The organism is Flavobacterium celericrescens (assembly GCF_011392075.1).
GTDB lineage: Bacteria > Bacteroidota > Bacteroidia > Flavobacteriales > Flavobacteriaceae > Flavobacterium > Flavobacterium celericrescens.
In genome coordinates this window covers 1-24,553 of the sequence record NZ_JAAJBV010000012.1, presented here as the reverse complement: position 1 = coordinate 24,553, position 24,553 = coordinate 1, and the positions used below count along the sequence as shown (strand labels likewise).

Here is a 24,553-nt window from a genome sequence, read left to right as displayed (position 1 = left end):
ATCATATTTCTAATGTAGAATTACAATAATCGATGTAAGATTTTAGATTGAATAATTCAATTTGGTTTTCATCGTCTCCTTCAAATTGCCCAATTGCAATAAATGCTATATCATTGGCAAATGCTTTTTCACCAATTAAGTGCTCGATGTGAACGTAAATCACTTCTCGAAGTCTTGGGTTGTCTTTGTGGACTATGTAGTTTTGGAGCAACACTTTTATTCCTAAATCGGTTGGTTTGTTTGGGTTCTCTAATGGGATGAAATACATTTCACTTATTCGTAAAGTGATGCCGTAATATTCTAGTGGTTTGTCGGTGCCGTTTTCGTATTTGGTTAGGTTGGTTTCTGGTTGAAGGAATGCGGTTATTTTCCAACGTTCTACCACCGGTGCATGATGAACTAGTAATTCTACTTCTTTGAAAAGGTAGGGATTTCCGTTTGCAGTAATTATTAATTCGCCGCCTTTAGTTTTGTTTTTGATGATGAGGTTTAGGTCTTTGTTATATTGATGAAGTATCTCGATTAGTTTATCGAAATGGGTTTTAAGTTCGTCTTTTGGGATTTCGTTTAGGAGTAGGAAAACGAAGTTGTTTTGTTGGAAGTAGTTCCAGAAGTTGGTTATTGTGTTCATATTGTTTCTTTTTTTTGGAACGCGGATGAAACGGATGCTTCGCAACGCGGATTTATGCGGATTTTATCTTTTGTCTTGAGCTGATTTTTCAAATGCTATTAAATTGACCATTTCCCTAAGTCTCGAGCGAACTCGATTGCCGTAATGTTTTTCTATTTCTGTGGCGGATAGGTTTGTGGTTATGTGGGTAAATAGTTTTTTTGAAATAAATAGATCATATCTGCTTAATAAAATTTCTGCCATTACATTGCATTCGTTTCCGAAGTATTTTAGGTTGTTTTCTGTTCCTAAATCGTCAAAGCAATAGGTTCTTGGTTCGGATTGATAGAGTTTGCCGATGCTGTATTTGTGAATTATTTGGTAGCCGTCCTGGATGAATTCAAAACTTATATCTCGACACGGTTTTACGAAAAATTTATGTTCTGTTGCTGTTAGATATTTCATTAAGTTCATCAATGATGTTTTTCCGCAGCCGATTGGTCCGGTTAATAGAATTCCTTTGTTGAGGTTTATTCCATATTGAAAACAAGTTGGTTCGTCTTTTAAGAAATATGCGATTAGTTTGTGCACAATTGGGTAATCAGTTTCTATTATTTTGAAATGATTGCCGTATAGTTCAACTCCTTTTTGTTCTAGCCAATTGATTACTTCGGTGTAGCTGTAATGTGATTTTATTTCGTTTTCCATATTTTTATTTTTAACCACATAGAAACATAGGTTTTATAGTTTTTTTGCTGATTGAGTAAAGACGCTTCGCTTAAAATAGTCTTCATAGATTTAACCGCAAAGTCCGCAATGATTGACGCAAGGTTCGCAAAGAACCTGAAACAAGTTCAGGTTAAAGTGGCTCTGAATAGTCTTTGTCGGTTGATGTATTGAGTTGTTTTGCTCTGTTGGGTTGTTCTGCATTTGAAATGAATTTAGGTGCGTTAATCATCCAATTTTGTGCTGCTGCTTGCCAATCGACCATCGGTGTTTTGCCACCAACTAACCAACCGACACTGGAGAAATAGTTATAAAATTTTTGGGCCTCGAGTTCCGGGAAATTTTGAGACTGGAAATAAAGTTTGATTTCTTCAATGACAGGATTTAATTTTAGATTATGAGCTATCTCGACTTCGCTCGATATGACAAACTCGGTTATTTTCTTTTCTTCTTTTTTTGCGGAACTTTTTTGCCAACTGTTTTTTATTTGATTTTCATCGGAGTTGGCGAATGTTTGAAGTATTTGCCGATTATCATCGTCCAATGTTTCCAACATTTCTTCTTTTTCTTTTTTCGCGGAACTTTTTTCTTTTTCAGAATTTTCATTTTCTAAATTGGAATTATTTATTTCTTCAAAATTTTTTGTGAGCTTTTCCAAGTTTGAAACGTTTTTATCGTTTAAAATGTTTGTATTGTTTATATAGTTTATAGAAGGTACTACTGCTTGTTCAGTACCTGTTTCACTACTAGTACAAGACTTGTTCAAAGCTTGTTCAGAAACAAGTTCAATAAGTGGTTCATTTTTTGGTTTTCTTTCGGATTTTGGCAACGGTTTTAAATCTTCTGAAAAGTTGAATAAAATGACATGACTTCCTTTGAATGGATTGTAAGATGGTTCGTAATTGATGTAACCCAAACTATGCAAGTTCTTCAGACATTTATGATAAGTGGCTTTAGAACTGATTTTGCTTATTCGCATTACCTCATCGCGATTGATACTGATTGGGTTTTTAAAACGGTTACAATTCCAAAATTGGAATAAGGCAATGTATAAGCTTACGTGTGTTGGATTTAGCGTTTTATCAATGGCTACTTTCTCAAAGAAACCGGTTAGGTGTTTGATGTAATTCATTTACTAGTGATTAGTGAATAGTAATTAGTGAATAGTTAAGCTTGAACAAAGTTCAAGTGTTGACCTGATCTGCAGGAGATACCTCGACTTCGCTCGGTATGACAAATACAATACACTACTTAAAGAGAGTAGGCAAAGCGTTTACCTTATTTCCATTTAACAGCTTATCGATATCGGAATGGTCATAATACATTATGCCGCCAACTTTGGTATAGGTCAGTGTTCCGTTGATGCGGAGGTTTTGTAAAGTTCCTGGAGAGATGTTTAACAGTTTGCGGACTTCATTGGATTTGAGCCACTGTTTTGTTTGTTGTGGTTTGGATTGAATGATTTCTTTTAAATCGTTCAAAAGAAGACTTCTGAATTCGTTTAAGTCTTCGCGAGTGATAACTTCGATTGCCATAACGTATGTTTTAGATTGTTATGGTACAAATTTGTAGTATTTGAATAGTTTTAAATCACAAGTCAATCACAAGTTGTGATAGATTTTTATGTAAAGTATTGTATTTATTAGTATTAATGCAAGTCGTCTGTGTTTTCCATTCGTTTTACTAATTTTTCTTTTAGTGTATTGAGGAACTTTGTTTGGTCGGATTTTCGCATTCTAATTTCAAGGAAAGCTCTATGATACTGACCTAAATCGATATTGAACACATTTTCGAAATATTCTGCAATATCTTTCAAATCTGATGCACCATTATTGAACACACCTTCGGTATGCAAAGCATATAAAAGTTCTATTAACGCGACCTTAGAACCTGTCCAATTTTGCTTGACCTTGGGATTGACTTGTGACTTTTCTTTTGGATCTCTATTTTCCATAATTAATAACTTGTCTTCAAGATAAACTTGGATTAAATCATGCGCCAAAATTTTTGCCACTTTAAAATCATGAGATGTTGAAAATGTGTGGTCTGCTTCGAAATAAAAACTATCTAATGCCATCTTAATATCAAATTTTCCTCTCGTGAAATATTTGATTATCTAAGTAATTACTTCCTGTGCGATAATATCTGTAAAAATCTAAATTGTTATCGAAGTAACGTTTTAACTTATCTAATTCATTGTTTAGATATTTTTTTAAAATACGTTCGCCACCATGTGGTTTTTTGGTTTCAATTTTGAAAATTACATTATAATATATTAGTTTTGAAGTAAACTTTGGCTTTATATTTTTGAAAAAATCTATTTCTTGTTCTTGATTTTTAAATTTTTCTTTGAGAAACAAAATTTTAAGTTTTTGAATTGAAACTATAATAATTTCAATTGCTTTTTCGCATCGATTAATTGTATCATCAAATTCTATATCTATAAAATTCAGCTGTTCATTTAAGTCTGAAAGTAATGTGTTTATTTTTAAATTCAATTCTAAAATATTTTAAAAACGTAAAGTTTCTGTCATTATACCAAATCTTATTGAGCTGATTTGATGTTGAAAATAAATATTATAATAATCCATACCATGATAGAATTGAACAAAAAATCCAATATCTTCTAAGAATTTTGGGTGATAATAGAGAATTAGACTTGCATTTAATCTTTTGGCGTCAAAATAGTTCCAATTATTAAAATTATCTAACATTATTGTCGTTTCAGCTTTAATTGAGAAGTTTGCTCTTTGTTTTTCGTTTGGAAGTGGATTTGTTTTCATAGGAAGTTTATAAGCTAAAAAGGTATTGTGCCATCGCAATCCGCTATATTGACCATGAAGTTCCTCTAACATCCAACTCTTTGGGTGGATTTCAAATGAGCTTTTTATAAATTTGAAAGCTTTCAAGTTTTGACTATATGATGATTTTAAAAATCCAAGTTCTATATAATTAGTTGCAAAGTTTCCTGATTGTAAATTGATATCTCCATTTTCGGTATAGAAATTTCCGTTTTGACCATTCGAATGATGTGCAATTTTACCAAAAAGTGTTAATTTATTGGCTGATTCTTTATGTCCTGTTAGAAAATAAAATGCTATTTGAGGAATATAACTGGGTGTTTTTACTGGATATGAATATTCATCAAACATTCTTATAATGATTTGAGAGGTAAGTACTGCCATTAATCTTGAATCTTTACGTTCTCGAATTTTAAAATTAGGACTAACATTTGCTTCAAATAGTAAGGGTTCTAAATTACCAATATCAAAAGGAAATGTAACATAACTTTCTCCTTGGTTAACTTGTGCTATTTTATCTAAAGATAGAATTGCTGTTGTATCTACTTTAGTTTGAGCTGAAGTTATGGTCGTTATTACAATAATAAAAACTAATCCTATATTCTTTTTCATATTTTATTGCTAATTCGTCTATATTTTCAGATATTTTACAAGAAAGAAAATAATATTTTTCTACATTTTAGTATTAATTAAAAAGACATAGACAAGAATTGTTTTATTTTTCTAAAAACCACCATTTTGGTTTATATTGTTTATTTACTAACCCAAATTTTTTGATTGCATGCGTTTCAAGATGTGTAATTAAATCAGGAATAGAATCAGTTACAAAAAGGAGCTTCATATCTTCTGGACTGATGCTTTCATTTTCAAGCATAATTTTAATATGATGACAAAGTTCTTTATGATAATCTGAATCAAAAATAATTATCGGAAAGTTTTTAATTACTTTAGTTTGTATCAATGTAAGTGCTTCAAATAATTCATCTAAAGTACCAACTCCACCTGGCATCACTACAAAGGCATACGAATATTTTATCAAAACAACTTTACGAACAAAAAAATAAGGAATATCTATCCATTTATGTAAATATGGATTTGGTTTTTGTTCTCTTGGCAATACAATATTGCAACCAACAGAATAACCATCATTTTCAAATGCTCCTTTATTTGCGGCTTCCATTATTCCTGGTCCGCCACCTGTCATTATTGTAAAACCTAATTTAGAAATTTCTGCACCAATTTTTTCAGCATTTTTATAATGTTCTGATTCTGGTGTAAACCGAGCCGAACCAAAAATAGTTACACATGGACCAAGGAAATGTAATTTTCTAAATGCTCTTATAAAATTAATTTGAACCCTAAATGTGAACATTAGCTCTTTAAATCTCGATAGCGGACCTCGAAAGAATAAAGATTCATTCGTAACTAATTTATTACCATTCATTTTTAATACCTTTTAAAAACTTAAACTTCTAATTTGATTTTTTATAACTCCAAACCGCCATGCCGTTTACAAATACTGCAAATCCGGTAACAATTAATAGGTTTGGCAATACTTCAAAAAATCCAGATCCTTTTAGTAGAACCATTCTTATGAACTCTACAAAGTATCGAATAGGATTTAACAATGTTAAGTTCTGTGCCCATTTTGGCATACTTTCGATAGGTGTAAATAAACCACTCATTAATATGAAAATCACCATAAAAAACCACGCAATAAACATTGCTTGTTGTTGGGTTTCGGTATGATTAGATATGTATAGTCCGAATCCTAAAATTAATAGCAAATACACTGATGTGAAACCATAAACAAGGAAAATATTACCTAACATAGGGACATTAAAAACAACTTTGGATATTACTAAACCAACAGTCAAAATCACTAAGCCAAGCACCCAAAATGGAAATAATTTTCCAACTATAAACTGATATTTTTTTATTGGTGTTACATTAATTTGTTCTAATGTTCCTATCTCTTTTTCTCTAACTATATTCATTGATGACAGAAATAAAGTAAGCATGGTAACCAATAAAACCAAGATACCTGGAACCATAAAGGTTTTGTAGTTTAAGGTTTTGTTGTACCAAAAAGAGGGTATGGCTATAATATTTTGAGGTATTTCTTTGTTTCCTGAAAAATAGTTGGACTGCATTTGAATGTTTTGATTGTATGTATTTATAATTTGTGTTACATATACATTTTCAACACCTGCTGTTGCAGCATCTATAGCATTAATACTTACTGAAATACTTGTTTTTTGGTATTTTTGAAGGTCACGATTGAAGTGAATTGGAATATTTACAATAATGTCGGTTTTTCCTTTTTGCATTTCTTGGATAGCTTCTTTTTCAGAAAAATAGGGTTCTGTAACTTTAAAATAGGTTGAGGCTTTAAAAGCATTTATTAAATCTCTTGATTCTCTACTTTGGTCATTGTCAACAAAGGTTATTGCAATATTTTTAACATCGAATGTAGCTGCATTTGACAAAATTAATAATTGCAAAATGGGTAATATAAATATAAGTTGAAGCATGCTTTTATCTCTAAAAATTTGCTTGAATTCTTTTTGTATGATGAATAATATTGTTTTCATTGTGTGATTTTTAGCCCTGATTGAAGTGGAAATCCTTTTCTTTTTTTCTTTAAAAAAGAAAAGATTGGAGCGTAAAGCAGGAATAGCTCCTAAAATTTATTCTAATCTAATTTTATATTTTTTGATGCTTAATGTTATAAAAAATACGGTCATTCCTATTAATATAAGGGTTTCTTTCCATATATATTGAATTCCGACACCTTTGAGCATAATGGCTTTTACAATAATAATGAACCATTTTGCAGGTATGATGTTACTGATTACTTGCATAGGTAAAGGCATACTATTTATAGGAAATATAAATCCTGATAGAATAATTACTGGTAGCATCAAACCCATTAATGATAACATCATTGCGGTTTGTTGAGAATTAGAAACGGTAGAAATTAATATCCCCAATGAAAGAGCAGAAATGATAAATAATATACTTTCAAAAGCTAACAAAAAGAGGCTTCCATTTATAGGCATTTTGAACACAAAATAGCCTAATGTTAATATTACGATTGCATTGATAATGGAAAGAAAAATATAAGGAAATACTTTTCCAATAATTACTTGAAATGGTTTTAATGGAGAAACTAAAAGAATTTCCATAGTGCCTAATTCTTTTTCTCGTGTGATAGAAATAGAGGTCATCATAGCTGAAACAAGCATTAGAATAACGGTCATTACACCCGGAACAAAATTAAAAACACTTTTGAGTTCAGGATTATAAAACATTCTCGATTGTACTTCAACCTTTACCTGATTACTATTGGATTGTTTTTTTTGCGATTGATAATTTTGTATAATTGCTGAGGTATAATTTGCTATTGTGTTGGCAACATTAGGTTCGGTCGCATCGGTAATTGCTTGAACTACTGCTACTTTTTTGGTTTCTAGATTTTTACTAAAATTTGGTTCGAAAATAAGAACTGCCTTGATTTTTCCTTTTTTAAATTCTGATTCTATGTCGCTTTCTTTTTCAATTTGGTTTTCAACATTAAAATAAGGTGATGCTTTTATTTTATAGATAATTTTTTGTGTTTCTATATCATTTGATTGGTCTAAAATGGCAATGTCAACATTGTTAATTTCATTTGTTATGGCAAAACCAAACAATAAAATTTGGGCAATCGGCATACCAAACAGAATAAACAAAGAACGTTTATCTCTGAAAATATGGTAGAATTCTTTTTTTACAAATCCGATAAATCTTTTCATTTGTTTTTTGTTTCTAGTTTAAGTTTCAAGTGTTGTAGTGATTTATTATTCTATATTCCTTGCTAATTTTAAAAAAACATCATTCATAGAATCTACTTTGAATTGTTGTTTTAAATTTTTTGGGGTGTCTAAAGCTTCAATAGAGCCGTCAACCATAATAGAAACACGGTCACAATATTCTGCTTCATCCATGTAATGTGTGGTTACAAAAATGGTAGTACCTTTATAAGCTTGTGTATAAATCATTTCCCAAAATTGTCTTCGGGTTATTGGGTCAACGCCTCCTGTTGGCTCATCGAGAAAAACAATTTTTGGCTCGTGCAGTAATGCAACTGAAAACGACAATTTTTGTTTCCAACCCAATGGTAACGAACCTACTAAATTATTGGCTACTTCTTGAAGTTCTAATTCTTCTATTAATTGTGCGATTTTTTGTTTGATTTGTATTCTTGATAATCCATAAATTCCACCAAAAAAAGTAATGTTTTCTTTAATAGTTAAATCATCATACATTGAGAACTTTTGGCTCATATAACCAATACTTTTTTTTACCATATCGGCTTGTGAGTGAACATCAAAACCTGCAACATTGGCTTCACCTGAAGTAGGATTTGAAATTCCAATCAACATTTTCATAGCTGTTGTTTTCCCTGCTCCATTGGCTCCTAAAAAACCAAAAATTTCTCCTTTATAAACATCAAATGAAATGCCTTTTACAGCAGTAAAATGGCCAAACTCTTTCGTTAAATTTTTTACAGATATTATTTTTTCTCTTTCCATTTTTTTGTTTATAAGTCCATGAAAACATCTTCAATGGTTATTGTAGCAGGTTTAATAATTATATCCGTATGATTTTTATTTTTCAAATAGGTTTGTAAATCGTTTGGATTGAAAGTTGCATTTTTATCTATGTAATGTACAAACTCACCAAAAGCATAAACACTGTATTGATTAGGATAATTTTTTAAATCGTGAATCAATCCGTGTGTGTTTTTTGCTTGTACATCATAAATTACTTTTTCGTAGTTGTTAATGATATTTTGAGGTGTATCTATTTTTAAAATTTTGCCTTTTTGAATTAATGCAATTCTATCACAAAGAGAAGCTTCATCCATATAAGGTGTTGAAACTAATATTGTAATGCCTTTTTGTTGCAATCTTTTTAGCATTATCCAAAATTCTTTTCGAGAAACGGGATCAACTCCTGTAGTTGGTTCGTCAAGAAATAATACTTTTGGAGCATGAATTAACGCACAACATAATGCTAATTTTTGTTTCATTCCGCCCGAAAGAGCACCTGCTCTTCTGTTTTTGAATGGTTCAATTTGAATGTATATGTCTTTAATTAAATCATAATTTTCCTCAATTGTGGTTCCGAAAATAGTGGCAAAAAAATGTAAGTTTTCTTCAACAGTTAAATCTTGATATAGCGAGAATTTTCCTGGCATATAGCCAACAGAGTTTCTGATTTCTTTGAGTTGTTTGACTACATCATATCCAGCGACTTCTGCACTTCCTTCATTAGCAACTAAAAGCGTAGTTAGTATTCTGAAAATAGTTGTTTTCCCTGCACCATCAGGTCCAATTAAACCAAATAATTCTCCCTCATTTACATTAAAAGTAATGTTTTCGACTGCTTTTAACTTTTTGTAAGATTTTGATATGTTGTTTACTGCAATACTCATTATTTCATCAATAAGAAATTACTTTCATCGATTGCTTTTACAGCGTGTTTTACATTTTCTTCAATCATTACATAAGTGCCTGAATTGAGATTAACGACTGTTCCTTTATCATCAGTAAAAACAGCATTTCCTGAAATGCAAACTAACAATGCTGGTATTTTTGAAATGTGTTCTTTAAGTGTTTCTCCTTTTGCTATTTGCAATGAAATTACTTTAGCGTCTTTTGGTTCAAATAATAATTGTGTTTGAACGGGTTTATTTTCGGTATGTAAGTTTTTTAAAATCATTTGAAATATTGATTAAATGTTAGGAACGAATTTTGAATTTCTGTAAACTGATTTGCTGATTTCTCTTTAGAAAACGAATCGACTAATTCTATATAAGGAACTAACCATTTGTGAAGTTCATCATGAGCTTGTCCTTTCATGGTACAATTTGATGTTAGTATATCAATATTTGTTTTTAATTTATTGGCTAATAATGAATAATTTGTGCTTTTTTCTTGGTCAAAATGTACTACATCTTTTTCCATATTACGAATGTGTATCATCATATTATCATCTACCTTCCATTTTTCACCATTGTTTAATTGAATTGTTTCGCTTTCAGAATGTTGGTGTTCTTCAGTTTTAATTTTAGTAGCTTTTTCTTCTTTCGATTTCGTATTACAAGAGAAAAGAAGTAAACTAAATGTAGCTAAAAGGGCAATTTTTATTTTTAACATGTTCTATAATTTTTTAATTAATATTAATTTGGTTTTTCTTATTGATAGTGAAATAAGCAAATGCAACAAAGATTATGGTTACAACAATTCTAAAAATCATTGCACCAATTGTTTTGGTTTCATGCACTCCGTCTGTGTAGATATAAATAATAAAGCAAATAAATGCATTTATAAGAATTAGTGCCGAAATTCCTAAAATAGTTGATGTCCAATTTTTGTTTTTAACAAAGCCATAACTTGCTACTAAATAGATTATGCTACTGATGAAATTTGCCCAAACTATGAACAAAACATAATTTCCTTCTTTGGCTCTAATTCCAAATAAGTCAAAAATTACTGAAGCACTCAAAAACAAGGTAAGTAAACCAAATGCAGCTAACAGAAATGCGATTAGATAATGAAGCTTTTTTTTCATAATTATTAATTATTTAATCTCCATCTTTAATCCACATTTCTGCTGGCATTCCGATTTTTAGACTACCGTCATTTTTTACTTTTACCTTTACGGCATAAACAAGATTTACTCGTTCTTCTTTTGTTTGAATAATTTTAGGAGTAAACTCTGCTGAAGATGCAATCCATGAAATGGTTCCTTGATATGATTTCATATCTTTTTCAGCATCAATTTTTACCGATACATTTTGTCCAACTTTTATTTTTGACAACTGTGTTTCGCTTACATAGATTCGCAAAGTCATTTCAGAAATATCAGCTATCTTGTATAGTGGTTTTCCAAATGCTGTTATTTCGCCTGGTTCTGCATACTTAGTCAAAACAGTTCCATTAATAGGATTAATAATTTTACTTTTTGCTATTTGGTCATTGATTTTAGCAATTTGTACATCTATCGATTTTAAGTCATTTAAAATAGGTGCGTTTTGAGTTCCGACACTTTTTATTTGCTCTTCGATAACTTTTACCTTTCCTTCAATTTCATCTACTTGTCGTTTAGTTGCAGCATTTTCAGCATACATATTACGGATTCGGTTTTTCTCTAATTTAGCTGTTTTTAATTGTTCATTTAAGACGCTTTTTTGTGATATTATATTTGCGGATTTTGACGACACGGTGCTTTTAGAGGCAATTAATTGTTGTTTCGCAAAATGTAATTGTAATGTATCAACTAATCCTACTTGTAATTGAGATTTTAATTCATCTCCTTCTTCGACTTTTAAAAACTCTATTTTACCGTTAGCTTCTGAAGAAATAGTTATTTCAGTTGCTTCAAAATTCCCATAACCGTCAGCTTTGTCGTTATTTTTGTTACAAGAAATTAACCCTATCGTTGCTAAAATTATTATGCTTATTTTTTTCATTTTTTTAAATTTTTCGGGTACTATTTTATTTTCCTTTAATTATTTCGTAATTTGATTTAGCTGCTGCTAATTGAACTTCATGCATCTTTAAAGTGTTTTTTGCTTCAAATAAATTGGTTAATTCTATAAGATATTCAGACGATGTTATCACACCATTTTTTAATTGAGCATCTGAGGATTTAATAACTTTTTCACGTATTTGAATTATTTCGGTATCAGAAAGCAACAGTTGTTCTAATTTTTTAATTTCAAAATCTTGCTCTTCTAATTGTATTTTGTTATTTAATTCAAATGTTTCTTTCTCAGATGTCACTATTTCTTTAGATATATCCAATGCTTTTTTATCTGTTTTGGTTTTGCCCCAATCAAAAATATTCCAATTCGCTTTTAGGCCGACAACATAAAATGTTTGAAAAGAATTGTCTAACATGTTTAATCCGGGATTACCATAACCCGCTTGACCAAAAGCATTTATTTTTGGAAGATTTGATTTAGATAGTACACTTTTCGAGAACTCTAATTGCTGATTTTGTAAGTCATAAAAAGCAATTTCGGGCCTTGTTATATTTGTGCTGTTTGGATATGAAACTGGTTTTATTAAAGTTGTTTCGGTATCAATATCAGAAAAAGTTAATTCAGAAAGATTATTTAATAATTTGATGTTTTCGAATTTAATTTCTATTAATTGCTGGTCTATTTTAATAATTTCTGCTTCTAAAACCAGTTCTGATGACGGAAGAATTGCTCCAAATTTGACTCCCGATTTCACTTCCTTAACTTTGGAAATTAATAACTCTTTTTTTGAAGATAGTAGTGCTTTTTTTTCTTGAAGTAACAAAATAGAAAAGAAATATTGACTGATTCGAGTTTTTATTTGGTATAAACTAACTTCTATTAGTTGTTGTTGTGTTTTGGTTTGTGCCTCTTTTAATTTTGCATTTGCATCAATTATTCCACCATTGTACACTAATTGATTTACATCTAAAGTTGCTCTATATTGATCTTTATTTAAAGATTGAACCCCTGGAAGTGAAGTAGGTAATCCAATCACATCAGATTGATAAGTTGCTTGTGCGTTTACATCGATTTTTGGTAATTTTCCTTTGCTTAATGCGTCAATTTCATAACTTGATTTCTGTTCTAATAAACCTGTTTGTTTTGATAAAGGATAATTTTTTGTAGCTAATGAGTAACAATCTTCCAAGGTTAAAGTCTGTTGTGCATTTGAATATATTGATATAAACAATACTATCAGTATGATTAACTTAGTTTTCATAATTTATATTTTTATTGAATTAATGATAAACTCAGCCACTTCCGTTTTTCTATTTTCTAGTATTTTATTGTAGCTTTCTTTATCCACATTAACAAGCGCCATCAATAGCGGTTCTCCGATAAAAGGAAAAATATTTAAAGAGATAATATTGATAAATAACTGTTCGGCTTCGATTGGTTTAATAATTCCTTGATTTATAGCATCACTTACTTGAAGTTTAAATTTTTCAATGGAAGGAAAATTTTTTTCAGAGCGAAGCTTTTGAACAAATTCTGGGTTTTTATTTAATTCTTGTACTACAAAATTTGGTAAATAGGGATGTTTGATTACAAACGAAACATAATTTTCAGTGAACTTTCGTATTTTTTCAAATAAGTCACTATCATCATTTAACACTTTATTTAATTGTGGTGCTAAAAGCGAAAAAGCACTTTTGAAAACAGCTTCAAATAATAATTGTTTGCTTCTATAATAATAATGTAATAATGCTTTATTAATTTTTGCTTTATCTGCTATTTCTTGCATTCTTGCACCTGCCATTCCTTTTTGCTGAAATATTTCTTTTGCAGCTATTAATATTTCAGTTTCTGTATTTTCAGTTTTAATTTTATTCATATTGTTTAATTATATAGTTTAACCATTTGGTTAACAAATTTACTAAAATAAAATTACTAAAATAGTATTTATGCTTTTTTTAACAAATAATAAAGTCTTAATAGCTTTAAATAGCCTTGATTACTAGAAATTTTTAGCTTGTGACTGAAGATTTTTTCAATATATTATTGTCTAAAATTGAAAATTTATCTTTTAAAATCTTCATATCCTCACTAACCTTTCTATCCAAAACTTTTGCGTAATGTTGGGTTGTGTGTAGGTTTTTATGGCCAAGCATTTTACTAACTGTTTCAATAGGAACACCATTAGTCAAAGTTACAGATGTTGCAAATGTGTGTCTAGCCATGTGGAACGTTATTTCTTTTGGAATGTCACATAAATCGCCAATTTCTTTTAAATAAGCATTCATTTTTTGGTTAGTTAAGATTGGCAAAATAGTATCTTCATTTAAGCATTTAGGGTGATTACTGTATTTTTCAATAATTTCTTGGGCAATAGGTAAAACTGGTATTTTTGATTTTGTATCTGTTTTTTGACGGTTTTTGAAAATCCATTTCTCTCCATCAATGCCTATACCAATATGATCCTTTTTCAATCCTTTTACATCAATGTAGGCTAAACCAGTGTAGCAAGAAAAAATGAAAATATCTCTAACTAGTTGTAGTCTTTGTGATGAAATTTTCTTGTTGTAGATTTTCAACAATTCCTCTTCAGTCAAAAAGTCTCTTTCAACTTCTTTCATTTTACCTTCATATCGAGTAGTAGGGTCTTTATCTAACCAATCATTGTCCAGGCATATCTTAATGATTTTTCTAAAATTTCTAACATATTTGACAGCTGTATTGTTGTTGCATTTTTTTACACTTCTTAAATAAAATTCAAACTCGGTTACAAAGGCATAGTCGATTTTATTGATGCTTATATCATTGATGTTATATTTCCAAATGATAAACTCCTGCAAGTGTTTTAATGAGATTTTAAATCGTTCTAAAGTTCCATAGGCATAACCATTTCCAATTAGGTCTTTAATTTTATCATTATGACTTTGATAGATTGGAATGATCATTCGCTCACGTTCTTGTGCTCCAGTTAGTTTTGATTTAAAATTTTCAATTGTCAAATCTTCATTTTTGTGTATTAATTCCATCTGAATGTCAAAAATTTTAGATTTCATTAAATCAAGATAGTTATTTATTGTTCTGGCTTCTTCTGAATTACCTTTCATTTTTGATTGTTCTGCGGACCATTTTGATTTATCAATAAATTTCTTGGTGCTGAATTCAAAACGTTCTCCGTTTACAGTTAGCCTGAAATAAATTGGCAATTGACCGTTTTTGTTAGCTTTTGAAGTTTTTGCATAAATATGCACAGTAATTTTTGCTTTCATGGTGGTGACCTTTTAATTAGTATTCAATTTAATTTTTAAATATTTAGTAAACAAGATGTACACCTTTTGAACCAGTATTAAACTGGTTGTTAGTACGGTGTTTACAGTGCTTTAGAGAATTTAGCGAGACCCAAAATTGTAGAAATTTTTAGGGTCTCGATTTTGTCCCTTTAGCATTAAGATTGAATGAATAATTTGGTATATGTCCAAAAGCAAAAAGCCGATAAATCATAAGATTTATCGGCTTTTGAAACCATTTGTTTTTAAGTGTGTGGGCGATGAGGGGTTCGAACCCCCGACCCCCTCGGTGTAAACGAGGTGCTCTGAACCAGCTGAGCTAATCGCCCCAATAAATCAGCAATACTTATTTCGTTATTGCGAGTGCAAATATACACTGAATATTTGTTTTTGCAAGTCTTTTTTAAAAAAAATTACACAATTTCTGCAACTACAAAAGTACTTCCACCGATATAAATAAAATCACTTGCCGTTGCATTATTTAGCGCTTCAGCATAAGCTTCTGTAACAGAATCATATAAACAACCTAACAATCCAAACTCTTTACCTTTTTCTTGTAATATTTTCGAATCTAATCCTCTAGGAACATTTGGTTTTGTAAAATAATATATTGCTTTTTTTGGAAATAGAGGCAATATAGAGTCTAAATCTTTATCATTAACAACTCCTAAAACAAAATGTAACGTCTCATAATGCTGCTTTTCGATTTGATTCAAAACAATTTTTAAGCCATGAGAATTATGCGCCGTATCACAAACCACAAAAGGATTACTATTCAAAATCTGCCATCTTCCAAGCAATCCTGTGTTCAAAATAACATTTTTGAAACCATTTCGAATATTTGTTTCAGATATATTAAAATTATTTTTTAGCAAATTAATAGTCTGTAAAGCCGTTTTTTTGTTTTGAACTTGATAATCTCCCAATAAAGCACAATCAAAAATTACCTCGGGATTATCTTGGGCAAAATAAATTGGAGCATCTTCAATTATAGCTTTTTCTTGAAATACTTTTTTTGTTTCTTCAACATATTCACCTATAACTACTGGAATATTTTTCTTAATAACACCAGCCTTTTCGAAAGCAATTTTAGACAACGTATCTCCTAAAAACTGAGTGTGATCAAATCCAATATTCGTAATAACAGAAATTAACGGAGAAATAATATTTGTTGAATCAAGCCTTCCTCCCATTCCAACTTCGATAACCGCAACATCAACCTGTTCTTTTGCAAAATAATCAAATGCTAAACCAACAGTCATTTCAAAAAAACTTAACTGATTTAATTCAAAAAAACGCTTGTTTTGCATAACAAAATCGACCACAAAATCTTCCGCAATCATTTCTCCATTAATTTTAATACGCTCGCGAAAATCTTTCAAATGAGGTGAAGTATACAACCCAACTTTATAACCAGCTTCTTGCAAAATGGAGGCAATCATAGAAGAAGTAGACCCCTTGCCGTTGGTTCCTGCCACATGTATTGATTTGAATTTTGTTTCTGGATGTTGCAAATATTCGGCTAACAACAATGTATTCGTTAAATCTTTTTTATAAGCTGATGCGCCTTGCATTTGAAACATTGGCAACTGATTAAATAACCACTCTGTTGTTTCTTTATAGTTCATTACTAATTTTTTTATAAAATTAAACATCTTACAAAATATTTCTACTTTTTTTTAGTTTAATATACAAGAGAAAAGTATCTTTATTGCAAATTCTATTTAAACAATTAACATTAAGAGTAAATTTATATGATGATTTATTTTTTACAGACCCAGCTAGACACTATAGCACAAAGTACCACAGAAGTTTTAGACAAAAAACCAATAGACACAGAAGTATCTGTTTTAGAATTTATCTTTAAAGGTGGTATTTTTTTAATACCTATTGCTATTCTATTCTTTTATACTATTTACTTAATTATTGAACGATATATTTACATCAGTAAATCTACCAAAAATGATGTTTATCTATTAAAAGAAGTAAGAACACATCTAAACAATGGCAACATTGACTTAGCCGTAGGAGCATCTGAAAGAGTCAACAACGCTACAGCAAGAGTTGTTAAGGAGGGAATTTTAACTATTGGACGACCAATTGCAGAAATTGAATCTAACATGGAACGTGCTGCACAAATTGAATTAGGAGAAATGGAACAAAAAATGGGTCATCTAGGTTTAATTGCTGGTATGGCACCAACACTAGGATTTGTTGGAACAATTGGTGGAGTAATTAAAATTTTCTACAGCATTTCGATTACTGAAGACATTAGTATTGGAAATATTTCAGGCGGTTTATATGAAAAAATGATTTCATCAGGAGCCGGACTTATCGTAGGGCTTTTTGCATATGCTGGTTATCATTTATTGAATGGCAAGATTGACCATTTCATGCTAAATGTTCAAAAGCAAGTTTTAGAATTCGTAAACATAATCCAAAGACCACATGGCAATTAAAAGAAATAGACGATTTCATGCAGAAGTTCATGCGTCATCAATGAGTGACATTATGTTCTTTTTGCTATTGTTTTTTCTAATTATTTCTACATTGGCAAATCCAAATGTAATCCGAATGACTTTGCCAAAATCTAAAACAAATGAAAAAACAAACAAACAGTTAATTACAATATCTGTTACTGAAGAAAAAAGGTTTTACATAGACAAACAAGAAACTTCATTTGAAAACTTAGAAAAGGAACTACTATCACAATTAGATCCTGCAAAAGAGCAAACAGTAGTGGTTAGAATTCCTTTCAACATGCAAGTACAAGATTTAGTTGATGTCTTACAAATAGGCGTAAAAAACAACCTAAAATTTGTAATAGCCACGAATCCAAATTAAAAAAAAGACCAACATTTTATTAGTTGGTCTTTTTTTTTAAATATTATTACTCAGAAATGGTGAAGTTGTAAATTATATTTCCCCTTTGGGTTTCTGGAGCGCTATCACTAGCCTGCCATTTTGTGTTTAACGCAGCAATCTTAGCCTGATCTAACAAACACTTAGCTGTATTAGTAGTTCCTTTAACTCCTGCCACAGCAGTAATTGTTTTACCAGTTTTATCAACCTGAACTTCAACTACCACTTTTCCAGATTCGTTACAAACATATTTTGGTGCCGGTTTAACCAATGCCTTTCTGTTTCCTAATGAATAACCGACTCCTCCACCGCTTCCATTGCCAGAGCCAGGACCCGTTCCATCGCCGTCACCAGTACCTGTACCTTTTCCATTACCACCTCCAGAGCCTCCACCAGAACCCCCATCGCCATAATAGTCTGTCGAACTTAAACTTCCGTTTTTCTTTCCTTTATTACCAGCAACATTATCATCACCATCACCGCCTTTTTTCTTTCCATTTAAAATATTGGTTAAAGCTGCATTTTTCTTTACAGGATTAACTTTAGTCTCTGTTGGTTTTACTTCTTTTTTTACTACTTCTTTAGATTTTTCTTTTGTTGGTGTTTTAATCACAGAAGGAACATCTTCAGCAGCATTATCCTGAGTGATTACATCTTCAGCTGGAGCTTCTTCCGCTTTAGAAACCGCTTTTTCATTACTTACATCTAAAACCTCACTCTCATAATTATTGCCAGAACCCAAATCACTATCACCAAAATTAACTTCTATACCCCCACCACCTCCACCTTGAGCAATGATGATTTCTTTAATATTTGAAGGAGGCCAAAATCGTATAGAAAATAATATTAGAATAATAGACACGAAAGAATATGTACTCAAAATAAAAGATCTTCTTTTATCTGGAATCATATTTTTTTGAAGTTGTTGATATAAAACAAAAAACAACACTGAAAATAATACTGTCAGTAGTAACGACAAAGGAACATATTCTATTAAGAATTCTAGTATTTTACCTTTTCTTCTCATGGGTAGCAATATTATTAGCATTATAACGCATAAAGCTATTAAAAATTATACAATTTTTGAGCCATTTTTTACTTTAAAAGATAAAAATCCAATAATTCCTGACAATAAAGATGCAACAAGAATCATAAACTTAGCATTATTTATAACTGTAACGTTATCAAAAGCTAACAATGTGATGAAAATCGACATTGTAAATCCAATTCCAGCTAAAAAGCCAACACCAATTATTTTTTTCCAATTTAAATCTTCTGGTAATTGTGTAATCCTCAACTTTACCATTAAAAAAGTAAACAACACAATGCCTAATGGTTTTCCAATAACTAATCCAAAGATTATTCCTAATGAATATTCTTTGGAAAAATTGTGCAACCAGTCAGAACCAATTACAATTGCTGTATTACACAAGGCAAACAAAGGCAATATAAAAAATGCAACTGGTTTATGTAAAAATTGCTCTAATTTATAGGAAATTGTATTTTCAGAACCATCTTGAAAAGGAATCGCAAATGCTAATAAAACACCTGTTATAGTTGCATGAACTCCAGAATTCAGCATGAAATACCACATAAAAACACCCGCCAATAAATAAATCCATAGATTATTCACCTTCATTCTATTTAAAACCAAAAGCCCAGCAAAAATTGACAATGAAATTATCAGATTAACAAAATAAAGTGTTTTAGTATAGAACAATGCAATAACAATAATTGCTCCTAAATCATCTATCACTGCTAAAGCAGTTAAGAACACTTTTAATGAATTAGGCACATTTTTACCTACTAAAGACAAAACACCTAATGCAAAAGCTATATCCGTAGCCATAGGAATTCCAATTCCCGATTGAGTTTCTGTACCAAAATTGAACAATAAGAAAATTAATGCTGGAAAAATCATTCCACCCAATGCTCCAGAAATAGGCAATATTGCTTCCTTCAATTTTGACAGTTCACCTATATAAACTTCTCTCTCTAATTCTAATCCAATCATCAAAAAGAAAATCGCCATTAATCCATCATTAATCCAATGTTCAAAACTATGATTTGCTATTGGGTGATGCCAAATTGCAAAATAACTCTCAGAAAATGATGAATTTGAAATCAATAACGAAAAAGCGGTACAGATTAATAAAATTAGTCCGCCCGCTTTTTCGCTTTCAAAAAAAGAAGTAAAAAGTTTTGTTAGTTTCATTACACTAATTGCTTCAGTGCAATTTCAAAAGCAGTTGCACTGATATTCTTTTTATCTGAATTCAAATTATGTGCTTTTTGAATTGCATTTTTAATTGTGTTTGAAGTATCTGAAAAAATAGCTTCATCTGTCATTTGTACTTTTTTCTCCATGAAATAAGCAAAAACTCTTGCCATTCCGCAATTTGCGATGAAGTCAGGAATTAAACTTACTTTTTTATCCGTTTCTTCCATAATAGGCCCGAAGAAAATTTCTTTATCAGCAAATGGAACATTCGCACCACTTGAAATTACTTCTAATCCAGAAGCAATCATGCTATCTACTTGATCTTTAGCAACCAATCTTGAAGCAGCACATGGAGCAAATACTTGAGCACCCATTGACCAAATTTTTTCATTGATTTCAGCAAAAGGAATCATATTATCTGCTACTAATTTATTTCCATCTTTATTTAGAAACAATGCTTTAATTTCTTCAAAAGAATAACCATTTTCATTGATAATTCCACCGTCTCTATCGATGATTCCTACTACTTTAGCTCCCATTTGAGCTAAATAAAAAGCAGCTGCCGAACCTACGTTTCCAAAACCTTGCACGATAGCTTTTTTACCAACGATTGAACCTCCATAAATATCATAATAATGTCGTGCCGCTTCAGCAACACCATAACCTGTAATCATGTCGGCAACGGTATATTTTCTATTGACATCTGGAGAGAAATTTGGGTTTTCAATTACTTTAATAACCCCTTGACGTAATTGTCCAATTCTGTTAATTTTATCCGCTTCCGTTGGCTTAAAGTGACCATTGAAAACACCTTCTTGTGGATGCCAAACACCACAATCTTCGGTCATTGGAATTACTTCGTGAATTTCATCTACATTCAAATCGCCACCTGTTCCGTAGTAATTTTTTAATAATGGAGAAACGGCTTTATACCATCTTTCTAAAACTCCTTTTTTTCTTGGATCGTTTGGATCAAAATTAATTCCTGATTTAGCACCACCAATTGCTGGTCCGGAAACAGAAAACTTAACCTCCATAGTCTTAGCTAACGAAAGAACCTCATTCATATCCAACCCTTTTCGCATTCTAGTTCCACCACCTGCAGCACCACCTCTTAATGAGTTGATTACTGTCCATCCTTCTGCATCAGTTTCTGGGTCTTTCCAATTAAATATTATTTCTGGCTCTTTGTTTTCAAATTTTTGTAATAAATCTTTCATTGTGTTAGTTAATTTTATGGTTTTGCAAATATACATATTCTGTATAAGCTCTTATATGTAATCTATAATTTTTGGTCTTAAATAATTCATTTAAAAATAATTCCTGAAGAATGGTCCTGTTTTGCTCCTGTTACAGAAGACAAAACATTAATTTCATCTCGCAATCGTAAAACTCCTAAAAATCCAAAAATCAAAGCTTCTTTAAATTGAATGGTTTTATCATCAGGAATCACAACATCAGTTGTAGGTAAATAATTACGCAATCTTTCAATTAAAAATCGATTATAAGCGCCTCCTCCTGTTATAAATAATTTTGCATTTGGTTTATTACAAATTTTTGCAATTTGAAATGTAATATGTTCTACAAATGTGCGAAGTTTATCTTTTTCATCGATTGGATACGAATTTATCAAAGGGAAAATTTTTGCATTCACAAATTCCATTCCTAATGATTTTGGATAAAGTAAAGTATAGAATTCTAAATCATTCAGTTGTCTCAATAAATCTTGATTTATGTTTCCTGATTTTGCTAAATTTCCAGCATCGTCATACGGAAAACCTAATTCGTTGGCAAAATAATTCAAAACTGTATTCACCGGCGAAATATCAAATGCAATTCGTTTTCTATTTTCACTAAATGAAACATTCGAAAATCCGCCTAAATTCAAACAATAATCATATTCAGAAAAAAGTAATTCATCTCCTATCGGCACCAATGGAGCGCCTTGACCACCAAATTGTACATCTTGCACCCTAAAATCGCAAACAATCGTTTGATTAACTAAATCGCGAATCATTGGAAGATTTCCTATTTGAAGTGTAAATCCGTTTTGAGGTTGGTGTAAAATAGTGTGACCATGACTACAAACGGCATCAATTTCAGTCAGATGGTGCTTGAAAATAAATTCAGAAATTATTGAAGCTAAAAGTTTGGTATAGGATATATTCAATTCTTCTAATTCTGATGTACTAAAATGAATCGCATTTTTCAATTTGGTAAGCCATTCTTCAGAATAAGAAACGGTTTCGGATTGAAAAATTTCAAACATCCAACGATCTGAATTATTGAATTTTATGTAAGCCAAATCGACGCCATCTAACGATGTGCCCGACATAACTCCGATAACGTTGTAGTTTTCTTTAAACATGGGTTAAAATTACAAATTGTTATTGAAATTTTCCTAATAAATAGTTACATTTGGAGTCTCAAATTAAAAAATTATCAAACATTACATCTAAATAATATGGATTTTAAATTAACCGAAGAGCATTTAATGATTCAGCAAGCCGCTAGAGATTTTGCTCAAACAGAATTATTACCTGGAGTTATTGAAAGAGATGAACATTCAAAATTCCCAACAGAACAAGTGAAAATGATGGGCGAACTTGGCTTCTTAGGAATGATGGTAGATCCAAAATACGGAGGAGCTGGATTAGATAGTGTTTCTTACGTTTTAGCAATGGAAGAAATTGCAAAAGTAGACGCTTCTGCTGCGGTTATTATGTCTGTAAACAACTCTTTAGTTTGTGCTGGTTTAGAAAAATACGGTTCAGAAGAACAAAAAATAAAATACTTAACACCGTTAGCAAAAGGTGAAGTAATCGGAGCTTTTTGTTTGTCAGAGCCTGAAGCAGGTTCAGACGCAACTTCGCAAAGAACTACTGCTATCGACATGGGAGACCATTATTTAGTAAATGGAACTAAAAACTGGATTACGAATGGAGGAACAGCTTCAACTTATTTAGTAATTGCTCAAACTGATGCTTCAAAAGGACATAAAGGAATTAACGTTCTTATTGTAGAAAAAGGAATGCCAGGTTTTGAGGTAGGTCCAAAAGAAAAGAAAATGGGAATCCGTGGATCGGATACTCATACTTTATTATTTAATGATGTAAAAGTTCCAAAAGAAAACAGAATTGGTGCAGACGGATTCGGATTTGCTTTCGCAATGTCAACTTTAAACGGAGGAAGAATTGGTATTGCATCTCAAGCGTTAGGTATTGCACAAGGAGCTTATGAATTAGCGTTAAAATATTCGCAAGAACGTGTTGCCTTCGGAAAACCAATTTTCAACCACCAAGCAATTGCTTTCAAATTAGCAGATATGCATGTTAAAATTACATGTGCTAGATTGTTAATTCACAAAGCAGCATCTGAAAAAGACAATGGTGAAGATATTGCACATTCTGGTGCTATGGCTAAATTATACGCTTCAGAAATCGCTTTAGAAGTAGCAAATGATGCTGTACAAATTCACGGTGGAAATGGTTATGTAAGCGAATACCACGTAGAAAGAATGATGCGTGATTCTAAAATCACTCAGATTTACGAAGGAACTTCAGAAATTCAAAGAATTGTTATTTCGAGAGGTTTAGTAAAATAGTTAAAATAAATAATTCACAAAAGGAGTTCAACTTGATTGCTGAACTCCTTTTTTTATTACCTTTAAAATAAAAATGTTATTTGAAAATTGGAAAGAAAATCTAGAACCCTTAATTAATAAATATAAAGGAAGAAAACATCCCTTACACTATAATAACACCTATCAATTGCTAATAATGGTGATTTTGTCTGCCCAAGATTCGGATGCAAATATTAATAATATCACTATTCCTTTTTTTGAAAAATATCCTAATCTTGAAAGCATTTCAAATTCAAGTATTGAAGATATCACCCCTTATTTTACAAAAGTCAAAAATTACCCCACAAAAACAACTTGGCTATATGAATTAGCCAAACTTCTAAAAACTGATAGTGCAGTTCCAACAAACTTAACCGATTTAATTGCATTAAAAGGCATTGGAAGAAAGTCTGCTAACGTAATATTAAGAGAAACCAATCAAAAAGCGGAAGGAATTATTGTTGATTTACATGTCATTAGAGTCGCACCAAAAGTAGGTTTAACACCAAAATATGAAGATGGCAATAAAATTGAAAAGCTATTAATACAAAAGCTTCCCTATGAAATTTGGAACGAAATTGGAATGGCTTTCTCCTTTTTAGGAAGAGAAATTTGTCGACCAACTAATCCAAGATGTGATGATTGTCCAATAAATACACATTGTAACTATTTTAAAAATTTAAACCAATAACAAAACCACCCTACTAAGGTGGTTTTTGAGTCCCGTTGGAACGATTTATTAAAAACAAAAAAGCCTGTCTAAATTATAGACAGGCTTTTCAAAAGAAAGGCGGCGACATACTCTCCCACATAACTGCAGTACCATCTGCGCAGTCGGGCTTAACTTCTCTGTTCGGAATGGGAAGAGGTGAGCCCCGACGCAATAACCACCT

The 24,553-nt window shown here is 31.0% G+C and carries 29 protein-coding genes, 1 tRNA gene and 1 rRNA gene; 5 read left to right on the top strand and 26 right to left on the bottom strand.

Annotated features, from left to right (window positions below; all coding sequences use genetic code 11):
- Nucleotide 1: 1 nt before the first annotated feature.
- The 3 genes from G4L40_RS12400 to G4L40_RS12390 all read right to left on the bottom strand — a co-directional run bounded on the left by G4L40_RS12400 (nucleotide 2) and on the right by G4L40_RS12390 (nucleotide 2,165).
- Complete coding sequence (locus G4L40_RS12400; RefSeq protein ID WP_166237508.1) at nucleotides 2-631, bottom strand: hypothetical protein; 630 nt, start codon at nucleotides 629-631, stop codon at nucleotides 2-4.
- A gap of 63 nt (nucleotides 632-694) precedes the next feature.
- Entirely contained in the window at nucleotides 695-1,318 is a 624-nt protein-coding gene (locus G4L40_RS12395; RefSeq protein WP_166237507.1) for a P-loop NTPase family protein, read from the bottom strand.
- Between the two features lie 151 nt (nucleotides 1,319-1,469).
- Entirely contained in the window at nucleotides 1,470-2,165 is a 696-nt protein-coding gene (locus G4L40_RS12390) for a hypothetical protein (protein ID WP_235922651.1), read from the bottom strand.
- 36 nt (nucleotides 2,166-2,201) lie between these two features.
- Here G4L40_RS12390 and G4L40_RS13065 point away from each other — a divergent pair, with 36 nt between their 5' ends.
- Nucleotides 2,202-2,378, top strand: coding sequence for a hypothetical protein (locus G4L40_RS13065; RefSeq protein ID WP_235922649.1), 177 nt, complete (start codon nucleotides 2,202-2,204; stop codon nucleotides 2,376-2,378).
- Between the two features lie 205 nt (nucleotides 2,379-2,583).
- Here the strand turns inward: G4L40_RS13065 and G4L40_RS12385 are convergent, their stop codons facing one another.
- The 18 genes from G4L40_RS12385 to G4L40_RS12305 form a co-directional block, all read right to left on the bottom strand.
- Nucleotides 2,584-2,871 (bottom strand): helix-turn-helix domain-containing protein, encoded by a 288-nt coding sequence (locus G4L40_RS12385; RefSeq protein WP_166237505.1) that lies wholly within the window; start codon nucleotides 2,869-2,871, stop codon nucleotides 2,584-2,586.
- 113 nt (nucleotides 2,872-2,984) lie between these two features.
- Nucleotides 2,985-3,413, bottom strand: a complete 429-nt coding sequence (locus G4L40_RS13215) for an RteC domain-containing protein (protein ID WP_394367773.1) — start codon at nucleotides 3,411-3,413, stop codon at nucleotides 2,985-2,987.
- 7 nt (nucleotides 3,414-3,420) lie between these two features.
- On the bottom strand, nucleotides 3,421-3,834 hold the full coding sequence (locus G4L40_RS13210; protein WP_394367772.1) for an RteC domain-containing protein: 414 nt from the start codon (nucleotides 3,832-3,834) through the stop codon (nucleotides 3,421-3,423).
- Between the two features lie 12 nt (nucleotides 3,835-3,846).
- Nucleotides 3,847-4,749, bottom strand: coding sequence for a hypothetical protein (locus G4L40_RS12375; RefSeq protein ID WP_166237504.1), 903 nt, complete (start codon nucleotides 4,747-4,749; stop codon nucleotides 3,847-3,849).
- Between the two features lie 103 nt (nucleotides 4,750-4,852).
- Nucleotides 4,853-5,581, bottom strand: a complete 729-nt coding sequence (locus G4L40_RS12370) for an LOG family protein (RefSeq protein WP_105045934.1) — start codon at nucleotides 5,579-5,581, stop codon at nucleotides 4,853-4,855.
- A gap of 28 nt (nucleotides 5,582-5,609) precedes the next feature.
- Nucleotides 5,610-6,731 (bottom strand): ABC transporter permease, encoded by a 1,122-nt coding sequence (locus G4L40_RS12365; RefSeq protein ID WP_166237503.1) that lies wholly within the window; start codon nucleotides 6,729-6,731, stop codon nucleotides 5,610-5,612.
- Between the two features lie 96 nt (nucleotides 6,732-6,827).
- The gene (locus G4L40_RS12360; RefSeq protein WP_166237502.1) at nucleotides 6,828-7,934 is read right to left on the bottom strand and encodes an ABC transporter permease; all 1,107 of its coding nucleotides are present in this window, start codon (nucleotides 7,932-7,934) and stop codon (nucleotides 6,828-6,830) included.
- A gap of 45 nt (nucleotides 7,935-7,979) precedes the next feature.
- Complete coding sequence (locus G4L40_RS12355) at nucleotides 7,980-8,714, bottom strand: ABC transporter ATP-binding protein (protein WP_112112173.1); 735 nt, start codon at nucleotides 8,712-8,714, stop codon at nucleotides 7,980-7,982.
- An 8-nt stretch (nucleotides 8,715-8,722) separates the two neighbouring features.
- On the bottom strand, nucleotides 8,723-9,619 hold the full coding sequence (locus G4L40_RS12350) for an ABC transporter ATP-binding protein (RefSeq protein ID WP_207785386.1): 897 nt from the start codon (nucleotides 9,617-9,619) through the stop codon (nucleotides 8,723-8,725).
- Nucleotides 9,619-9,906 (bottom strand): cupin domain-containing protein, encoded by a 288-nt coding sequence (locus tag G4L40_RS12345; RefSeq protein WP_166237501.1) that lies wholly within the window; start codon nucleotides 9,904-9,906, stop codon nucleotides 9,619-9,621. Before G4L40_RS12345 ends, G4L40_RS12350 begins: the two co-directional genes overlap by 1 nt.
- The gene (locus tag G4L40_RS12340) at nucleotides 9,903-10,343 is read right to left on the bottom strand and encodes a hypothetical protein (protein ID WP_166237500.1); all 441 of its coding nucleotides are present in this window, start codon (nucleotides 10,341-10,343) and stop codon (nucleotides 9,903-9,905) included. The genes G4L40_RS12345 and G4L40_RS12340 overlap by 4 nt, the downstream gene beginning before the upstream one ends.
- Before the next feature lie 13 nt (nucleotides 10,344-10,356).
- Entirely contained in the window at nucleotides 10,357-10,758 is a 402-nt protein-coding gene (locus G4L40_RS12335; RefSeq protein WP_166237499.1) for a hypothetical protein, read from the bottom strand.
- 13 nt (nucleotides 10,759-10,771) lie between these two features.
- Entirely contained in the window at nucleotides 10,772-11,659 is an 888-nt protein-coding gene (locus tag G4L40_RS12330) for an HlyD family secretion protein (protein WP_166237498.1), read from the bottom strand.
- Between the two features lie 25 nt (nucleotides 11,660-11,684).
- Nucleotides 11,685-12,935, bottom strand: a complete 1,251-nt coding sequence (locus G4L40_RS12325; RefSeq protein WP_166237497.1) for a TolC family protein — start codon at nucleotides 12,933-12,935, stop codon at nucleotides 11,685-11,687.
- A gap of 3 nt (nucleotides 12,936-12,938) precedes the next feature.
- Nucleotides 12,939-13,550 (bottom strand): TetR/AcrR family transcriptional regulator, encoded by a 612-nt coding sequence (locus G4L40_RS12320; protein ID WP_166237496.1) that lies wholly within the window; start codon nucleotides 13,548-13,550, stop codon nucleotides 12,939-12,941.
- Between the two features lie 133 nt (nucleotides 13,551-13,683).
- Nucleotides 13,684-14,937: a site-specific integrase gene (locus G4L40_RS12315; protein ID WP_166237495.1), complete on the bottom strand. Its 1,254-nt coding sequence runs from the start codon at nucleotides 14,935-14,937 to the stop codon at nucleotides 13,684-13,686.
- A gap of 272 nt (nucleotides 14,938-15,209) precedes the next feature.
- Nucleotides 15,210-15,284 (bottom strand) — tRNA-Val (locus tag G4L40_RS12310).
- Between the two features lie 84 nt (nucleotides 15,285-15,368).
- On the bottom strand, nucleotides 15,369-16,583 hold the full coding sequence (locus G4L40_RS12305; protein ID WP_166237494.1) for a bifunctional folylpolyglutamate synthase/dihydrofolate synthase: 1,215 nt from the start codon (nucleotides 16,581-16,583) through the stop codon (nucleotides 15,369-15,371).
- 129 nt (nucleotides 16,584-16,712) lie between these two features.
- On the opposite strand from G4L40_RS12305, the gene G4L40_RS12300 reads away from it, so the two are divergent.
- On the top strand, nucleotides 16,713-17,414 hold the full coding sequence (locus tag G4L40_RS12300) for a MotA/TolQ/ExbB proton channel family protein (protein ID WP_166237540.1): 702 nt from the start codon (nucleotides 16,713-16,715) through the stop codon (nucleotides 17,412-17,414).
- Entirely contained in the window at nucleotides 17,404-17,799 is a 396-nt protein-coding gene (locus tag G4L40_RS12295) for an ExbD/TolR family protein (RefSeq protein WP_166237493.1), read from the top strand. Before G4L40_RS12300 ends, G4L40_RS12295 begins: the two co-directional genes overlap by 11 nt.
- Before the next feature lie 46 nt (nucleotides 17,800-17,845).
- Here the strand turns inward: G4L40_RS12295 and G4L40_RS12290 are convergent, their stop codons facing one another.
- The 4 genes from G4L40_RS12290 to G4L40_RS12275 form a co-directional block, all read right to left on the bottom strand.
- Nucleotides 17,846-18,844: an energy transducer TonB gene (locus tag G4L40_RS12290; protein WP_235922647.1), complete on the bottom strand. Its 999-nt coding sequence runs from the start codon at nucleotides 18,842-18,844 to the stop codon at nucleotides 17,846-17,848.
- A 45-nt stretch (nucleotides 18,845-18,889) separates the two neighbouring features.
- Nucleotides 18,890-20,032, bottom strand: a complete 1,143-nt coding sequence (nhaA, locus tag G4L40_RS12285) for a Na+/H+ antiporter NhaA (protein WP_166237492.1) — start codon at nucleotides 20,030-20,032, stop codon at nucleotides 18,890-18,892.
- On the bottom strand, nucleotides 20,032-21,258 hold the full coding sequence (locus G4L40_RS12280) for a Glu/Leu/Phe/Val dehydrogenase dimerization domain-containing protein (protein ID WP_166237491.1): 1,227 nt from the start codon (nucleotides 21,256-21,258) through the stop codon (nucleotides 20,032-20,034). The genes nhaA and G4L40_RS12280 overlap by 1 nt, the downstream gene beginning before the upstream one ends.
- 86 nt (nucleotides 21,259-21,344) lie before the next feature.
- A complete protein-coding gene (locus tag G4L40_RS12275; RefSeq protein WP_166237490.1) occupies nucleotides 21,345-22,406 on the bottom strand; it encodes an anhydro-N-acetylmuramic acid kinase in 1,062 nt (353 codons plus the stop codon).
- A gap of 96 nt (nucleotides 22,407-22,502) precedes the next feature.
- On the opposite strand from G4L40_RS12275, the gene G4L40_RS12270 reads away from it, so the two are divergent.
- On the top strand, nucleotides 22,503-23,642 hold the full coding sequence (locus G4L40_RS12270; RefSeq protein ID WP_166237489.1) for an acyl-CoA dehydrogenase: 1,140 nt from the start codon (nucleotides 22,503-22,505) through the stop codon (nucleotides 23,640-23,642).
- A gap of 73 nt (nucleotides 23,643-23,715) precedes the next feature.
- Nucleotides 23,716-24,351, top strand: a complete 636-nt coding sequence (locus G4L40_RS12265; protein ID WP_166237488.1) for an endonuclease III domain-containing protein — start codon at nucleotides 23,716-23,718, stop codon at nucleotides 24,349-24,351.
- A gap of 94 nt (nucleotides 24,352-24,445) precedes the next feature.
- On the opposite strand, the gene rrf is transcribed toward G4L40_RS12265, so the two are convergent.
- A 5S ribosomal RNA gene (rrf, locus tag G4L40_RS12260) occupies nucleotides 24,446-24,553 on the bottom strand.

Bases quoted from the DNA above. Each gene is read 5' to 3' on its own strand.
- G4L40_RS12280 (WP_166237491.1), bottom strand. From the start codon at position 21,258: ATGAAAGATTTATTACAAAAATTTGAAAACAAAGAGCCAGAAATAATA.
- G4L40_RS12365 (WP_166237503.1), bottom strand. From the start codon at position 6,731: ATGAAAACAATATTATTCATCATACAAAAAGAATTCAAGCAAATTTTT.
- G4L40_RS12330 (WP_166237498.1), bottom strand. From the start codon at position 11,659: ATGAAAAAAATAAGCATAATAATTTTAGCAACGATAGGGTTAATTTCT.
- G4L40_RS12275 (WP_166237490.1), bottom strand. From the start codon at position 22,406: ATGTTTAAAGAAAACTACAACGTTATCGGAGTTATGTCGGGCACATCG.
- G4L40_RS12355 (WP_112112173.1), bottom strand. From the start codon at position 8,714: ATGGAAAGAGAAAAAATAATATCTGTAAAAAATTTAACGAAAGAGTTT.
- G4L40_RS12290 (WP_235922647.1), bottom strand. From the start codon at position 18,844: ATGAGAAGAAAAGGTAAAATACTAGAATTCTTAATAGAATATGTTCCT.
- G4L40_RS12265 (WP_166237488.1), top strand. From the start codon at position 23,716: ATGTTATTTGAAAATTGGAAAGAAAATCTAGAACCCTTAATTAATAAA.
- G4L40_RS12385 (WP_166237505.1), bottom strand. From the start codon at position 2,871: ATGGCAATCGAAGTTATCACTCGCGAAGACTTAAACGAATTCAGAAGT.
- G4L40_RS12325 (WP_166237497.1), bottom strand. From the start codon at position 12,935: ATGAAAACTAAGTTAATCATACTGATAGTATTGTTTATATCAATATAT.
- G4L40_RS12295 (WP_166237493.1), top strand. From the start codon at position 17,404: ATGGCAATTAAAAGAAATAGACGATTTCATGCAGAAGTTCATGCGTCA.
- nhaA (WP_166237492.1), bottom strand. From the start codon at position 20,032: ATGAAACTAACAAAACTTTTTACTTCTTTTTTTGAAAGCGAAAAAGCG.
- G4L40_RS12270 (WP_166237489.1), top strand. From the start codon at position 22,503: ATGGATTTTAAATTAACCGAAGAGCATTTAATGATTCAGCAAGCCGCT.
- G4L40_RS12335 (WP_166237499.1), bottom strand. From the start codon at position 10,758: ATGAAAAAAAAGCTTCATTATCTAATCGCATTTCTGTTAGCTGCATTT.
- G4L40_RS12395 (WP_166237507.1), bottom strand. From the start codon at position 1,318: ATGGAAAACGAAATAAAATCACATTACAGCTACACCGAAGTAATCAAT.
- G4L40_RS12400 (WP_166237508.1), bottom strand. From the start codon at position 631: ATGAACACAATAACCAACTTCTGGAACTACTTCCAACAAAACAACTTC.
- G4L40_RS12340 (WP_166237500.1), bottom strand. From the start codon at position 10,343: ATGTTAAAAATAAAAATTGCCCTTTTAGCTACATTTAGTTTACTTCTT.
- G4L40_RS12350 (WP_207785386.1), bottom strand. From the start codon at position 9,619: ATGAGTATTGCAGTAAACAACATATCAAAATCTTACAAAAAGTTAAAA.
- G4L40_RS12375 (WP_166237504.1), bottom strand. From the start codon at position 4,749: ATGAAAAAGAATATAGGATTAGTTTTTATTATTGTAATAACGACCATA.
- G4L40_RS12315 (WP_166237495.1), bottom strand. From the start codon at position 14,937: ATGAAAGCAAAAATTACTGTGCATATTTATGCAAAAACTTCAAAAGCT.
- G4L40_RS13065 (WP_235922649.1), top strand. From the start codon at position 2,202: ATGACTTCCTTTGAATGGATTGTAAGATGGTTCGTAATTGATGTAACC.
- G4L40_RS12360 (WP_166237502.1), bottom strand. From the start codon at position 7,934: ATGAAAAGATTTATCGGATTTGTAAAAAAAGAATTCTACCATATTTTC.
- G4L40_RS12300 (WP_166237540.1), top strand. From the start codon at position 16,713: ATGATTTATTTTTTACAGACCCAGCTAGACACTATAGCACAAAGTACC.
- G4L40_RS12320 (WP_166237496.1), bottom strand. From the start codon at position 13,550: ATGAATAAAATTAAAACTGAAAATACAGAAACTGAAATATTAATAGCT.
- G4L40_RS13215 (WP_394367773.1), bottom strand. From the start codon at position 3,413: ATGGCATTAGATAGTTTTTATTTCGAAGCAGACCACACATTTTCAACA.
- G4L40_RS12345 (WP_166237501.1), bottom strand. From the start codon at position 9,906: ATGATTTTAAAAAACTTACATACCGAAAATAAACCCGTTCAAACACAA.
- G4L40_RS12370 (WP_105045934.1), bottom strand. From the start codon at position 5,581: ATGAATGGTAATAAATTAGTTACGAATGAATCTTTATTCTTTCGAGGT.
- G4L40_RS12305 (WP_166237494.1), bottom strand. From the start codon at position 16,583: ATGAACTATAAAGAAACAACAGAGTGGTTATTTAATCAGTTGCCAATG.